This is a genomic window from Corallococcus interemptor (assembly GCF_003668875.1).
GTDB lineage: Bacteria > Myxococcota > Myxococcia > Myxococcales > Myxococcaceae > Corallococcus > Corallococcus interemptor.
This window is the reverse complement of the sequence record NZ_RAWM01000051.1, coordinates 12334-27175: the sequence shown is the minus strand read 5'-3', so window position 1 is coordinate 27175 and position 14842 is coordinate 12334. Positions and strand designations below refer to the sequence as shown.

Here is a 14842-nt window from a genome sequence, read left to right as displayed (position 1 = left end):
TCCGGCGGCTACTCGCGGCGGAGGGAGTCGTCCTCGTCCTCGGGCGGCTCCAGCCGGGCCTGCCGCTCACTGGCCTCCTGGGAGGCCTCGGCGTCACCGGCGTGTACGCGGGCCGCGGCCTCGTCGTCCTGGTCACCGGTCCACGTCGTATGGCCTCCCGCGAAGCCCTCCAGGGGACGGGCGCCGCGATGCGCCTCCACCTCCAGGTCCTTCTGCTCCTCCGCACGAAGCCGCTCACGCTCCTGCTCTCGCTCGTGCTCATGCTGCTTCTCGAGAATCCGGTCCGCCATCGCGCATCACCTCCTGCCCTCAAGGTGGAGGCGGACGGCCTGGAAGGGCAGGGGGAGGCGGGCGGCCGTGCATGGCCGCATGCCTGGCGGGCGGCCGGCGGCACGGGCCTGCTCCGGAGTACGCTCCCGGCGCATGAATCCAGGAGTCTCCATCGTCGCGGACGACACGCGGTCCTGGGGACTGGAGACCCCGGGGCCCGGCCTGCTCCTGCACGTGCCCGCCGCTAGCCGCTGGACGCGGCGTCCCGCCCTGCACCTGGACGCGACGCGGGACTACCGGATCCGCCTGCGCGGCGGGAGCCAGACGCTGCTGTGGACCCGCATCGACGCGTACTGGGACCGCGCCCTCTTCCTCCGGGGAGCGGCCCTGTTTCCCCAGGTCCTGCCGCCCCTGTCCGCGCCGGACGTCCGGGCCGTGGAGGCCGCGCCCGGCACCGGCGCCTGGTGGGAGGCCTGGGACTGGCGGGTGGCGCGCGCGCTCGTGGAGGCCCCGCTGCCGGTGCTGCACGCCGGCCACTGGTGTCTGCGCCCCGTGCGCGCCATCCCCGCCCAGAAGGCGGAGCGGCATCCGGTCTCCCCCATGGAGTGGGGCTTCGGTCAGCCGCCGATGCCGCCGCACTCGCTGTCCGCCGTGACGTCGTTCCCCACCGCGTGGAAGGAGGACTGGTGGGAGACGGTGCCGGAGCAACGTCCGGGCGCCGTGCTCGCGCTGCGCGTGCCCTCTTCACCCGAGGACGGGCGGGTGAAGAGCTGGCGCAAGCGCGCGCGGGACGGAACGCTGCCGCCCGTGCTGCTGCTGTACGTGGACATCCTGGCGAAGTGGCTGGTGCTGGATGGCCATGACCGGCTGCACGCGGCGCTGCTCGAAGGCGTGGAGCCGCCGCTGCTGGGCCTGTGGCCGTACATCGACCCGCCCCGCCTCAGGAACAGCGTCCGCGAGGAGGGCGCCCTGTTCAGCGCGGAGTTCCAGCTGCGCGCCGGCGCGACGCCCCAGACGGTCGAGCGCGTCAACCGCATGCTCGTGCACAGCTTCACGCCCGACCCGAAGGGAACCGTCTCGCGCGCCTGGCCCATCCCTGGCGGGCGGGAGACCTGGCGTGAGGAGATCATCACCCGGCGTCGCGGGGGCTGGCTCCCGCCGCTGGAGGACCTGGACTGGGCCTGGTTCACCTAGACTGCCCGGCATGCTCCGGGATTACGCACGCACGACCACCGACAGACTGCTGCTCCGCGCCGTTCACGAAAGCGATCTGGACGCGGTCTTCACCCTCCATTCGGATCCAACGACCAATCGCTACAGCCGCCGTGGCTACATGGAGACGCTCGACGATGCGCGGCGCATCCTGGGCCTCTGGCTGGAGGACTGGGCGCGCGACGGCGTGGGTTACTGGCTGGTGGAGCGGCTGGACGCGCCCGGCGTCGTCGTGGGCCTGAGCGGCCTGCGCTACAAGGAGCTGGAGGGCCAGCGCGTGCTCAACCTGGCCTACCGCTTCGCGCCCGAGACGTGGGGCTCCGGGTTCGCGACGGAGGCGTCCCGGCTCGCCCTGTCGCTGGCGGCCCGGTACCTGCCGCACGTGCCGCTGGTGGCCATCATCCACCCGAACAACTCCGCGTCCATCCGCGTGGCGGAGCGGCTGGGGATGCGCCTGGACCGCCACGTCACCGAGGACGGCATCCAGAACCGCGTGTACGTGCCCGGCTAGCGCGGGTCGAAGGAAGCGCAGACGCGCACGCCGCTGCGCACGTCCCGCGCGGTGGCGTCACCGGGGGAGAGGTCGGCGCTCGCCGCGACGAAGGAGTCGTAATACCAGGAGCCTCCCCGGAGCACGACGCTGCCGAACTCCGGCGTCACGGAGCGCGTGAGCTCATAGGCGTTGCCCGCCATGTCCCGCAGGCCGAACGGGCTCACCGACGCGGGATGCGTCCCCACCGCGTCCGGTCCGAAGGCCAGCGGCCGCCGGTCATACGTCGCGTCGATGTTGGCGTCGTCCGGCTGGAGCTGGTCGCCGTGGGGATAGCGGCGGCCGTCCGCGCCCCGGGCCGCGTACTCCCATTCATGCTGGCCGCACAGGCGCGCGCCGGGCAGCCGCTTCGTCCGGTGGAGCCAGTAGAAGTAGCCCTCCAGGTCCTGCGCGGAGACGCCGGACAGCGGCAGCCGCTTCCAGTCCACGCTCGCGTGCCGGGTGCGCTCCGCGTAGAGCAGGGGCTCGCCCTCCTTCGCGGTGCGGAACTCCTCGCGGGTGCGGTGGAAGGTGAAGACCCAGCCCGAGCCCTGCTTCCAGCGCAGCGTGATGGTGCCCCCGTCGCCGAAGTGCGGCTGCTCAAGGATGCGCCTCGCGGGCGCGTCCGGGGGCAGGTCGTCCAGGTAGGTCAGCCAGTCGCCGAACGTCACCTCGTCGCGGCCCACCAGGTAGCCGCCGGTGAGGCAGTAGCGGTGCATGGGCGGGCTGAAGGTGAAGCGGCGCACCACCTCCGGTTCGGCGCTGCCCAGGAGGAAGCAGCCCTGCGGGATGTAGACATAGCCTTCCGGCACCTGCGTGGGCAGGGTGAGGCGCAGGGCTTCGCGCGCGCCGTGCGTGAGGAACACCGGCACGTCCACGGGCACCCGTCCCGGCTGCGTGACGTGGAGCAGGTAGGAGCCCTGCGGCAGGACGAAGCGCGAGGTGCCGGTGTCCGGCAGCGCTTCGCGGCGGTACGGCCCGTCGCTCCGGATGACGCGCGCGATGGAGACGTGGGCGCCGGGTGGGGTGCTCTCGAACGTCAGCTCCGCGGGCTCGCGGAAGCGCTGCAGTGACGCCGCGCCTTCCTTCGCGGAGTCCACCTCCTGCTCCAGGCGTTGCAGCCAGGCCTCGCGCTCCTGGCGCTGGTGGAACGCCTCCGCGAGCAGCACCCGTTCGGACAGCACCTCCGCGATGAGCCGGCGCGTCTCCGGGTGGTGGCGGTCCCGGTCCAGGCCTCGCTCCAGGCTCCGGCTGGCGCGGGTGAAGGCGGCCTCCGCCTGCTCTCTCAGGGCCAGCGTCTCCGTCCAGCGCTTCTCCGCGGCGCCGCGCAGGCCCGTGGCGTCCGTCGCCGTCTCCGGGCCCAGGGACGAGGGCGCCCGGCCGTCGAACATCGCCAGCGACTCCTCGCGGCTCGCGAGCGCCCGGGCGACCAGGGTGCGGCCGGAGCCCAGGGCCTCCTTCGCGGCGCCCAGCTCCGCGGCGATGAAGCGCGAGTCCTCCAGGTACGCCTGGAGCCGCAGCCCGCCGTAGGACGCGAGGACGGCGAGCGCGAGCACGAGCGCGGTGAGCCCCCGCCCCCAACGCGCGCGCCGCACGGCCCGGTGGGACGCGCCCAGGAAGGCCTGCTCGCGCGAGCCCAGCGTGGCCGGGTCCAACAGCCGCACTTCATCCAGCTGGCGCTGACCCCACAGGGCCTCGTTGGCGCGGCGCAGGCGGTCCCACTCCGCGCTGGCCGCCTCCACGCGCTTGCGCAGCACGCGGTGCCCGATGTCGTCGTCCAGCCAGTCGCGCAGCGTGCCCCAGCTGGCGATGAGCGATTCGTGGGCAATCTCCCAGCGCGGCAGGCCGTTCACCGTGCGCGTGTGCAGCAGCCGTCCTTCCACGAGCATGCGCAGCGCCGCGCGCGACACGTCATCCGACGCGTCCGCCAGGTCCTCCGCGCCCCGCTCGATGCGCGTGCCCTCCGCCGTCACCAGCTGGAGCAGCAGCCGCCGCGCCGCCGCGGCTTCCGCCGGGCTCATGCGCGCGAGCACGCCGTCCGCGTGCCGGGACAGCGCGCCGGCCACGCCGCCCATGGCCTCCAGCGCGGAGCGGGTGATGCGGCCCCGCGCGGAGTCCCGGCGCTCCCACAGCTCGGCGAGCGCGAACTGGAGCAGCGGGAGGCTGCCCACGCCATGCGCCGTGGAGTCGGTGAGCGTCTGCACCAGCTCCGGCGACTCGAAGGCCACGCCCCGCGCCCGCGCCGGGCCGATGATGGCCTCGCGCACGCCCTCGGGCGACAGGGGCCGGAGGATGTAGAGCGCCCGCTCCGCCTCCTCCCCCAGGCCCGGCAGCGCGCACAGGCGCGTGAGGAAGTCGCCGCGCACGGCCAGCAGCACGTGCACCCCGGGCGACGGCAGGGCCAGCTCTCCCAGCACGCGCGTGACGTGCGCGGCCTGCACGGGGTCGGAGAGCGTGAGCAGCTCCTCCAGCTGGTCGATGAAGAGCAGGAGCCCCCGCCCGCGCCCATGCGTCTCGCGCAGCGCCTGGCCCAGCCACGCGGGCGTGTCCGTGAGCGCGGCGGCGAGCTCCGACTCCCGGCGCCCCAGCACCGGCGCCAGCGCGGCGGCCAGCGCATCGAGCGGGCGGTGGCCGGGCCACAGCGTGACGACGTGCGGCTCCCGTCCGTCGCCCAGGTCTCCGGCCGCCACCCGGGGCAGCACCCCCGCGCGGCACAGCGACGACTTGCCCGTCCCGGAGTCTCCCGCGACGAGCACCAGCGGCCGCGTGCGCAGGCGCTCCAGCACCGCGCGGATGTCGCCCTCGCGTCCGAAGAAGAGCGACCGGTGCTCCGCCGCGAAGGGCGCCAGGCCCCGGTAGGGATTGCCGGCCGCCAGCGGCGCGGGCGCGATGGAGCGCTCCAGCTGCTCCAGCGCCTCGCTCAGCGCCTCCGCCGAACCGATGCGCTCCTGCGGATCCACCGCGAGCGCGCGCTGGATGAGGGCCGCGAAGTCGGGGTCCACCTCCGGGCCCAGCGGGGCGCGGGGCGGCGTGTCCTCCGGCCTTCGCGACGTGCGGCGGGGCACCTGGCCCGTGCACAGCTCATGGAGGATGAGGCCCAAGGCGTACAGGTCGCTGCGGGCGGAGGCCGGATGGCCGGCCAGCACCTCCGGCGCCAGGTAGGGCAGGGTGCCCACGAGCAGCGGCGAGCCGGACGCCAGCTCCGCGCCCACCTCGAAGCGCTCGGCCAGGCCGAAGTCGAGCAGCTTCACCTCGCCCTCGCGCGTGACGAGCGCGTTGGAGGGTTTCAGGTCGCGGTGGAGGACGCCTTGTTTGTGCGCCGCCGCCAGCCCGCGCGCCAGGCCCACGCCCAGCGACAGCACCCGGCGCCATGGCACCGGCAGGGGCAGCTCCGCGAGCGTCTCGCCGATGACGTACTCTGAGACGATGTACGGGTGGCCCTCCACCGTGCCCACGCTGAAGACGCTGACGATGTTCGTGTGCTGCAGCCGCGCGAGCGCCCGGGCCTCCGTGGTGAACAGGTCGCGGAAGCGCTCATCCGTCTGCGCGGACGCCATGAACTTCACCGCCACGCGCCGGTCCAGCGACGTGTCGTGCGCCAGGTAGACGATGCCCATCCCGCCCCGGCCCAGCGGGCGCTCCAGGCGGAACGCGTCGAACGCTTGCGGCGGCGTCCAGGGCTCCGGCTCCGGCGGCGGCAGCTTGTCCGTCACCCGCGAGCCGGAGGACTCCCACTCCTCCACGGACGAGCGCTGGAGGCCGGGCGTGAGCGTGGCCAGGAGGCCTCGGCACTCGTTGCACCCGGCCGCGTGGCGGTGCACCTCGGCCAGGGCCTCGTCCGTCAGCTGGTCCTCGAGGAGCTCGACCAGGATGTCGTCGGTCAGGCAGCTGGAAGGGAGCGCGCTCACGTAAAGTCCAGACCTGACGCTAGCCACGTGGCACGCGGCGTTCAATGACACACGCGGACAGGACGTCCCGCACCGTGCGCGCGGCGCGCGTGCAGAGCGGGCCGGAGCGCGTCATGGTATGGCGTTGCCATGTCCCAGGTGCCCGCACTGGCCGCGACCTTCCTCTCGCATACGAAGACCCGCTTCGTGGCCCCCTCGCCGGAGGACTTCGCGGCACTCGACGCCCTGCTCCAGCGCGCCTGGGAGGACGCGCAGGCCCGCTGGCCGGGCGTCACCGTCCCCGCCGAGCGCTTCGTCACCCACGTCGCGGAGCGGCTTCCCCCGGCGAGCCCCACCGCGCCCATCGCGCCGCTCGTCTCCGGCCTGTCGCTGCCGGAGCTGTACCTCGCGTGCGCGTGCCTCCTGGGCCACGCCGCCGCGCATGAGGCCCTGGAGCGCCACTACCTGGCCCGGCTGCCGGAGCGCCTGCGCAGCCTGCGCCAGCCCGACGCGATGATCGACGAGGTCCGCCAGCGCGTGGGCGTGAAGCTGCTGGTGGCCAACGCCGGCCAGGCGCCCGCCATCGCGGACTACACGGGGCGCGGCGGCCTGTTGAGCTGGGTGGTGGTCATCGCCAGCCGCATCGCGAACAAGCTGCGCGGGCAGGAGAAGCCCTCCACGGAGGACGACGCGGAGGAGCTGTTCAAGGCGCTGCCCGCGCAGGGGTTGGATCCGGAGCTGGACGTGATGAAGCGCCGCCACCACGCGGCCTTCCGCCAGGCCGTGCGCGAGGCCGCCGCCACGTTGTCGGCCGAGGACCGCCATCTGCTCCGCCTCCACTTCGCCGACCGGCTCTCCACGTATGAGATGGCGCCGCTCTTCCGCGTCAACCAGTCCACCATCTCGCGCTGGCTGAAGCGGGTGCAGCAGCAGGTCTACACGGAGACCCGGCGCCGCCTCCAGGAGCAGCTGGGCCTGTCCACGGAGGACTTCCAGAGCTTCATCGCCTTCGTGGACAGCCAGCTGGATTTGACCCTCAGCCAGCTGCTCGATGAGAAGCGCGAGCCCCCCCAGGAAGGCTGAGCGCTACCGCACCCGCGCGGGCTCCGCCTTCGGAGCGCCATAGGACAGGTTGCGCAGGAGCGCGGCCCCGGGCTTCACGTCGCCCCGGCGCACCGTGCACACCTCGCCGTGGGTGCCCTCGCTCGCGGTGTCCGCGGCCTGGAACCGGCCGGGGCACTCCTCGAGGATGCCCTCCAGCGCGCGCCCGTCGCGGGTGCGGGACAGGCAGGTGGCGCCGTCCGGTGCCCAGGCCGCCTCGAAGGAGCCCCTGGCCGGGTCCCACTCGCGCGTCACCTCGGTGGCGCGCTCCAGCACGCCCAGCCGGTCGTAGATGTCGATGGTGGTGTCCTGGCGCGTGTGGCTCTTGCCGTTGCCGCAGTAGTCCGCGCGGGCCAGCCGGGTGCAGGACTGGTGCAGGCCGGCCAGGGACTGCCCGTCGCGCGAGGCCCACGGCGCGTAGCCCCAGAGGATGCACTTGGAGATGGCGCCGTTCTCACACGCGAAGGTCACCCGGTCCGCCGCGTCCGAGTGCGCGCCGGTCGCGTCCCACGTGCCGCCCACCGCGAGGGCGCGGGGCGCGGGCGAGCGGTCCAGGGCGACGCAGGGGTTCTCCCACTCGCGCGCCACCGGGTTCCACGCCTCGATGCGATAGAAGACGCGGCTGGCGTCGTCCGCCGCGGGCTCCGCGCCGCAGATGGCCACCTCCACGGGCTTGCCGTCGCTGGCGGTGCCCTGGAGCACGGTGCCCACCACGTCGCTGGCCGTCGCGCCGGCCTCGGGGGCGGGGACGGCCCACAGGCGGCCGTGCTCGAAGCGCAGGGACTTCACCCCGTCCTCCGCCTGCCGGGGGGCGTCCAGCGCCACGGAGACGAGCACGCTGGTGCGCTCGTCCGTGGGCTTCTCCGGGTCCCAGCTGCGCTTGGTGCCCCACAGCATGGTGCCCTGGGGCCGGGCGATGCGCTGGGCCGTCTGGGACTGGCAGCGGCGCGCGTAGCGCTCGGCGTCGGACGGGCCGCTGATGGACCGGGTGGGGCCGGGCCCGGGCTTGAGCGCGGCGGCGGCGGGCGGCGCGGCCTGCACGGGCGCGGACAGGAGCAGGGACAGGCACACCGGCAGGGCTTTGAAGGGCGCGTTCATCGCCTCGGATGAGACCCCGGGCGAAAAATCGATGCACGGAATCCGTCCTGACGGGTCTTCAGTCCCACCCTCGCAGCTGGACGCGTACCCGGCTCAGGAGCAGCTCCCATTCCTGCCGCTTGAGGGTGGCCATCACGCGCCCGGTGACGATGGTGAGCCCGGTGAGGGTCATCACCGCGAAGCCGATGCGGTGGTCCCTCAGGCCCGCGTCGAGCAGGTTGGCGACGACGTCCAGGAGCAGGAACAGCGTCCCCAGCGCCAGGTAGGCGCGGATGCGCAGGGCCATGCCCACCGCGACGCCCAGAAGACAGACGGCGCCGAAGACAATGGCATACGTGCCATCCGCGGACTCGCCCATCCGGGCCGCCAGCTTCGCCGCCGCGGGGACGTAGAGCAGCAGGCCGCCCAGGATGCGCACCGCGTTGCGCGCCGCGTGCGGGAGGCTGGACGTGAAGAGCTGTCCCATCATCAGGAGCAGCAGCCCCAGCGGCGCCAGGTACACCTCCAGCCCCTCCAGGCCGAACGCGAGCGCGGCGATGAGCAGCGCCAGGTTGCAGGCCGCCGCGGCGAACGCGCCGAACATGCGGCTGCGCTCCACCGCGCCCAGCGCCGCGTACAGGAGGCCGGAGCCCCCCGCGAGCAGCGCGGCGTCGCCCGTGGCATCGGCGGGGAGGATGAACGCCACCGCGACGGGCAGCAGGGCCGCGAACCGCCGCGTCGCCTCCTCCACGGGGCGCACGCCCGCGCGGCGCGCCAGCACCGTCACGCCAACGAGGATGAAGCCCAGCGACAGCGCGAAGAGGGCGTCGTGCTCGGGGCGCAGGCCCTGCGCGTAGAGGCCTCGCACCAGCGCGTAGACGCCCACCACCGCGACCTGCACGAAGTAGACGTGGCGGCCGGTGTGCTCGCGCCACGCGGCGTGCAGGGACACGCCCACGGCCAGCGCGATGGCCCCCAGCGCCACGGGCAGCACGTCCTCGGAGGCCTGGCCTCCCACGGCGACGGCGGCGAGCAGCGCGGCGCTCGCCACCAGCCACAGGTCGCGGCCCCAACCCATGCCCCCCGCGATGTCGCTCCGGCGGCGGGACGTCACGCGCCGAGCGGCGTGGAGGACCAGCGCGCTCCCCGCGGCGGCCAGGGCCAGCGCGGCCCCGGAGCGGGCGAACAGGGGCAGGTAGGCGGGTTCCCAGGGAAGCAGGGCCTGCGTGAGGACCGCCATGCCCGTGGCGACGACCGCGCCTCCAGCGGCCAGGGTCCCGAGCCCCGCGATGAACCCGGCGAGCGCCCCGCGCCACTGGAACGCCGCGACGAGGAGCGCCGCCGCGCAGAGCCCCAGCGTCAGGGGGAGCGCGAAGGACACCATCCACCCGCCCATCAGCCCTTCGGCCATCCGCCACACGAGGACGGGGACGGCCGTCGTCGGAGACGCTTCTCCCGTCACGGCCAGCGCGTACACCGTCGCGGCGATGAAGTAGGGTAGGGCGGCCGGGTGGGCACGCAGCCGCGCGCGGCCTTCGTCATGGCCCCGCCGCTTCGCGAGCCACGGAGCAATGACCACCACCGCGAGCCCCAGCAGCGCCAGCGTGGGCCCGGGCCAGGCCTCGAAGTGCGGCGCCAGGTGGGCTCCGGCATGCACGAGCAGCAATGCGCCTGCGCCGGCCACGCCGCGCCCCGGCCCTCGCGCGCCGCCCAGGAACAGCACGATGCCGGTGGCGAGGACGAGCTCCGCCGAAGTCATGCCGGGCTGGAAGAAGGCCGCCGCCGCCACGAGCACCACGGCGGTGAGGGCTTCCTTCCGGAGTGCCTGGAGGAACGGGCCCGGCCTGTCCTCGGTGCCCAGCGACAGGAGCCGCCGGAAGAACGCGCGGCCCGCGTCCACCCGGGCCACCGCGGCCGCGAAGCCAGCGTAGACGAGCCCGGCGGCGGCGACGCCCATGAACGCGCGCTGCCACAGGAGGACGCGGGTGAGGCCCGGAGGCATCCAGGCCGCGGGGTTCAGCCAGCTCAGCGAAGGGCTGATGAGGTGCGCCGCCGTGGCGCGGATCCACTGCCCACTGGGAGGCAGCAGGGCCACCAGTTCGCCGCCGAGCAGCGACGACTGCGCGGCCCACAGCGCGGCGCCGGGGAGTCCCAGCAGGAGCCCCACGTGCGCCAGGAACCGCGAGCGGAACGAAGCCGCGAGCAGCACCCCCAGCAGCGCGGGCCCCAGCACCAGCAGCGGAGGCACCAGGGCCATGGCGCGGGATGGACCCGGCAGTCCCACGACGACGGCCGAGCGCAGGAGCAGCAAGGCCAGCACGGCCATGCCCAGGTGCGGCACCAGGTGGTACAGGGGCCCGTGCCGGGGCCGCTCCAGCCGCCGGGCCACCCACGGCCCCACGCGCCGCAAGAAGAGCGCCAGGGCCCAGAGCGCGATGCCAATGAGCGGCAGGCGCCAGGCGGACACGTCCGGCGGAAGCGGCCGGCCCGCGCGGTTGACGGCCCCGGTGAGCGCGATGAAGCCGCCCGCCATGGCGAAGGTCACCACGGAGCCGCGCACCTGGAACGCGACGAAGCCGCGCGACACGAACGCCAGCAGCGCACCGGCCGTGAGCAGCGCGCCCGCGAGCAGGGCCTCCGGGCGCTCGGCGCCGTTGGAGGTGGCGACCCAGTTGAGGAGCGTGATGACCGCGAACGCGGCCTGCACGAGCGCCGCCGCCGCGAAGCCGTCCGTGAAGAGCGGCCGTCCCCGCGCGCCGAACGGAAGGGGCAGGACGTCCAGCAGCCGCCGGCCCTTCACCTTGTCGAAGTCCTGGCCGCGAAGCAGCGCGAAGAGCGTGAAGCCGAAGCCCAGGCCCGAAGCCACGAGCGCGGCCCGCGCGGAGACGAAGTCGGAGACCGTGCCCAGGCCCTGGGACACCGTGAGCGCGAGTCCCGTGGCCGCCAGGAAGCTGACCATCCGGCTGCCCTCGCGCCGGACGCGCAAGAGCAGCACCGCCGCGGCCAGCGCCGTGGGCACGCAGGCGAGCAGCGCCGTCTGGGACGCGGAGAGCCCCGGGAGCACGTCCGGTAGCACGGGCGTTACTCCCAGGGCCCAAGCCACGCCGAGCGCCGCGATGACCAGCGACAGGTCCTCCAGGGGCCGGAAGGCATCACTCCGCCCCTGGCGCGCCAGCCACGCGGACTGCGCGAGCCCGGCGAGGCCGTAGAGCACCGCCGCGAGCGAGAAGACGCCCAGGCCCGCCGCGCTGGAGGCAAGCCACGGAGTCCCGTCCACGGCCGAGAGCGCGCCGAAGAGCAGCGCGACACCGCCCAGGTAGTGGAGGCCCCGCCAGCGCCACCGCCCCGCGAGGTGGGCCGCGGCCGCGATGACCGCGCCCGCGTACGCCTGGGGCCAGGGCGCGTCCGTCCCCTGCATCCACGCCACCACGGAGAAGGCAGGCATCGTCGCCAGCGACACGACGACGCCCCACGCGAGCATCCGGTTGCGAAGGACACCCGAGGACGTCACACGGGCCAGGAGCACCAGCCCGGCGGCCACCGCCGCGACGCCGAAGCACCACCACGCCGGGTCGCCGGGCGCCTGCACGCGCGCGACCAGTGCTCCCGCGAGCAGCGAGGCCATGACGGCCGGATGCACCAGGGCCCGCCGGCGGAACTCCAGCAGGAAGAAGACGAGCGCGGCCAGCACGGGCGTGCAGGCGGATGCCGTATCCACCCAGGTGTCCTCGCCCGGGAAGCGCGAGAAGGCACCCAGCGCCCCCGCGAGCGCGCCGCTGGCGACCACCGCGTGCGCCAGCGTCTCGAACACCGGAGCCGCGCGGGGATGGAGCGCCCGGACGGCCTCCGTGGATGCACCCGCGGCCACCACCGCACCCAGCGCCACCGCCCAGAGCACGAAGCCCGCGAACAAGGGCCCGCCGGGCTCCATCGCATCGAACCCGGAAGGCGCGCTCGCCACACCGAAAACGGCCAGCCAGAGCGCACCGTAGAGCGCGGCGCCGACCCCGACGAACGAAGCTCTCCCGGCCTCCGCTGCCCGGTGCGTCCGCCACAGCGATGCGCCGAGCGCCACCACGCCCGCGAACGCGCACAGCGCGCGCAGCCACGGTGCATCGTCCCAGCCCATCAGCGGCAGCCCCGCCAGGAGCGAGGGGAACAGCGCCACCGCGAGGGACGCGGTGGACGTCCCGTGCCACAGCCGCCCCGCGGCCCTCAGCGGCAGCAGCGCCACGGCGGCGACGCCGAACGCGGCGGGCACTCCGGCCGCGGGCGCCAGCGCCACCAGCGCCGACAGCGCGATGAACACCACGGGCAGCAATGCGAGCCCGATGCCCGCGAGCACCCGCCCCGCCGAACGCGAGCGCCGCGCCAGGAACGCGCCCAGCCCGATGAACGCCGCGTGGTAGCCCAGCAGCGCGCCCGTGACGATGAGCTGCCGGGGCACTCCGCCCAGCGCCCGCCACGCCTCGCGCACGCCCATGAGCGAACCGCCCAGCACCAGCACCGCGCCCAGGAACCACCAGATGTACTCGTTGAGGCGGGGAGGGTTGTCGCCCTCATCGAGCGCGATGACCGCCTCCAGCCCGCTGCCTCCCAGCGAATCCAGGTGCCCCCGGCCAAACAACGCCTGCCCCGAACCCAACGCCGACCCCAGGTCCTCCTCGCTGGCGGACTCGACGTCCGGCGACGACACCCGCAGCGCCACCCGGGCCGCCTGCTCCCGCTCCGCCCGGGCCGTCTCGTCCAGCGAGTGCGCGAGCGACGCCAGCCACCCCGGACGCCATCCCCCCGCGCGGCGCAGCGAACCGGCGACGTCATCCGCCCAGGCCTCCACACGCACCGCCGGGTCGACGGCCGGAGCCTCCTCCACCGGAGGCACGGGCACCTCCGGCACGCTCACCCCGGCCGCCTCCACGGGCGCCGCGAGCGAGGCCTCCAGCCGGGCCGCCGTGTCCGCATCCAACAACCCATCGAAGCGCCAGTGCTCGATGCGCCGCCGCATCCGCGCCAGCACGAAGTCATCCAGGTGCCGCCCGGCGGCGGGCACGAGGGCGGCGCCGCACTCCGGGCACAAGGGCCCGGAAGCCGGCGCACGCGGTTCCGTACAGGCAGGACAGAGCATGTGCGTCATCATACCGGGCCGCCCACACCCTCAGTACCGTCCGTGGTGACACTGTCACTTCAGGAGCCCGGCCATGGCCTCCACGGCCGGGCTCCCTCCCACGTCCGGATTACAGACCGTCCGGGTAGCACCAGCCGGTGGTGCTACCCGCAGAACCCGGTGTAGCCGTTGCTGCACGTCTCACCCATCCGGGCGGGGTCGAACGCGAAGCCCAGGGGCTCCAGCACGGACTGCTCGATGCACGTGCCGTACACACCCCACACCGTGCCCGTGGGGCAGCCGGGGACCGCCGCCATCGGGTCGCACGTCTTCAGGCACTGCCGGGCTTCCGTGAACAGGTCCGAGCACGCGAAGCCCTCCGCGCAGTCCGTCACCGCCGGGGGGTTGGCCTCCGCCGCGGGCGTGCGCGTGCAGGCCGCGCCCTGCATCCCCGTGCCCTGCGACTTCTCCAGCGTGCCGTCATCCGCGAAGGAGTTGTCCGCCGCGCAGGTGTGACCCGGCACGCTCGCCGCAGTGTTCACGTCCAGCCGCACGAACGCCGTGTCCTTCAGCGCCGGATCACCCATGCCATTGGACGGGGAAGACAGCCGATCCGGGGAACCCGGATGCTCTTTGGATTGCGCGAAGCTGTCTTGAATTGAGAAATCAAGCTGCATCCCTTCTGTTCGGGGTGGATTCAGAACGGGGGGCCGCGGGTGGTGACGCGCAGTTGCTGGCTGTTCATGGCCACCGCGAGCTTCTGGAAGAGCTCCTGGAACTGCGCCGTCGTCAGCTGGGGCCGAAGGGTGATGAGCTCTCCGCGTTCCTGCTCCCCCCACTGCCGTGAAGAGATGCTCCGCTCCACGAGCTGGCTCGCCTTCGCGAACGCCTCCGGGTTGCGCGGGGGCAGGGGCGGCGGGGGCCTGGGCTTCTCCTCGGGAGGTGAGGAGGAGATCTCGTCCCGGGTGGCTTGAAGTTCTTCCCGCATCATCCTGCGCAGGTCGTCCCGGAGTGCCGCCACGTCCAGCCCCGCCACTGCGGGCGGAGCGGGACGCGACGTGGCTTCCAGGGCCTGTCTGAGCGCGCGAAGCTCGCCCTCCAGCCGCTCCAGCTGTCTGGGTGTCTCATCGGTGGTGGCCGGTGGAGGCGCCCACCGGGACAGGCCGAAGCCCGCTCCGGCGGCCGCCAGCAGCATGGCCAGCTGAAAGGCCCTGGATGCCATGGTCATGACACGGCCTCCCGCTACGGCTGCTTGGGCGGGTTCACGGAGGTGGCGATGACCTGGACGTTGTTACAGCTGCCCGCGCCGTCGTGGTAGACCATGATGGCGGAGTCCGAGGTGATGGAGTGCGCCGCCTCGAGGATCTTCGGGTCGCTGCTGCTGCACATGGCCGAATTCCCGCTCGCGTCCCTCACGAAGAACATGACCGAGTTGTTGCCAATCACCCGGCCCTCGAAGGTGATCTGGATGAACTGCATGTTGTCCGCGGTGTTGCGGATGGCTCCAATGTCTCCACCAAAAGCATTCACGGAGGTGTGGATGACGACGGGAAAGCCTTGCTTGAAGCCTGCCCAGGCGTTGCCGCCGACCGCGAGCATCGCCAGGCCCAACCCAATGGCTGCCTTCTTCATGAACATGGTGTGTCTCCAGGCTGTTGTGAC

General features: G+C 73.7%; 10 protein-coding genes. 3 read left to right on the top strand and 7 right to left on the bottom strand.

Going from position 1 to position 14842, the window contains the following annotated elements:
- Window positions 1-8 precede the first annotated feature (8 nt).
- Window positions 9-290 (bottom strand): hypothetical protein, encoded by a 282-nt coding sequence (locus tag D7X96_RS19675; protein ID WP_121770426.1) that lies wholly within the window; start codon window positions 288-290, stop codon window positions 9-11.
- A 133-nt stretch (window positions 291-423) separates the two neighbouring features.
- Here D7X96_RS19675 and D7X96_RS19670 point away from each other — a divergent pair, with 133 nt between their 5' ends.
- Entirely contained in the window at window positions 424-1464 is a 1041-nt protein-coding gene (locus D7X96_RS19670; protein ID WP_121770425.1) for a hypothetical protein, read from the top strand.
- A gap of 10 nt (window positions 1465-1474) precedes the next feature.
- Window positions 1475-1993 (top strand): GNAT family N-acetyltransferase, encoded by a 519-nt coding sequence (locus D7X96_RS19665; protein WP_121770424.1) that lies wholly within the window; start codon window positions 1475-1477, stop codon window positions 1991-1993.
- Here the strand turns inward: D7X96_RS19665 and D7X96_RS19660 are convergent.
- Window positions 1990-5919: a bifunctional serine/threonine-protein kinase/formylglycine-generating enzyme family protein gene (locus D7X96_RS19660; protein WP_121770423.1), complete on the bottom strand. Its 3930-nt coding sequence runs from the start codon at window positions 5917-5919 to the stop codon at window positions 1990-1992. The genes D7X96_RS19665 and D7X96_RS19660 overlap by 4 nt on opposite strands.
- 129 nt (window positions 5920-6048) lie before the next feature.
- Between D7X96_RS19660 and D7X96_RS19655 the strand changes: the two genes are divergently transcribed.
- A complete protein-coding gene (locus tag D7X96_RS19655) occupies window positions 6049-6981 on the top strand; it encodes a sigma-70 family RNA polymerase sigma factor (protein WP_120546246.1) in 933 nt (310 codons plus the stop codon).
- A gap of 3 nt (window positions 6982-6984) precedes the next feature.
- Here the strand turns inward: D7X96_RS19655 and D7X96_RS19650 are convergent, their stop codons facing one another.
- The 5 genes from D7X96_RS19650 to D7X96_RS19630 form a co-directional block, all read right to left on the bottom strand.
- On the bottom strand, window positions 6985-8097 hold the full coding sequence (locus D7X96_RS19650; RefSeq protein ID WP_120546245.1) for an ADYC domain-containing protein: 1113 nt from the start codon (window positions 8095-8097) through the stop codon (window positions 6985-6987).
- Window positions 8098-8155: 58 nt separating this feature from the next.
- A complete protein-coding gene (locus D7X96_RS19645; protein WP_244219657.1) occupies window positions 8156-13126 on the bottom strand; it encodes a hypothetical protein in 4971 nt (1656 codons plus the stop codon).
- Window positions 13127-13344: 218 nt separating this feature from the next.
- The gene (locus D7X96_RS41010; protein ID WP_244219656.1) at window positions 13345-13767 is read right to left on the bottom strand and encodes a hypothetical protein; all 423 of its coding nucleotides are present in this window, start codon (window positions 13765-13767) and stop codon (window positions 13345-13347) included.
- 110 nt (window positions 13768-13877) lie between these two features.
- Window positions 13878-14408 carry a hypothetical protein gene (locus D7X96_RS19635; RefSeq protein ID WP_121770421.1) on the bottom strand — a complete coding sequence of 177 codons (531 nt, stop codon included), beginning with the start codon at window positions 14406-14408 and terminating at the stop codon, window positions 13878-13880.
- A gap of 14 nt (window positions 14409-14422) precedes the next feature.
- Window positions 14423-14818, bottom strand: a complete 396-nt coding sequence (locus D7X96_RS19630; protein ID WP_120546242.1) for a hypothetical protein — start codon at window positions 14816-14818, stop codon at window positions 14423-14425.
- Between the last annotated feature and the right edge of the window lie 24 nt (window positions 14819-14842).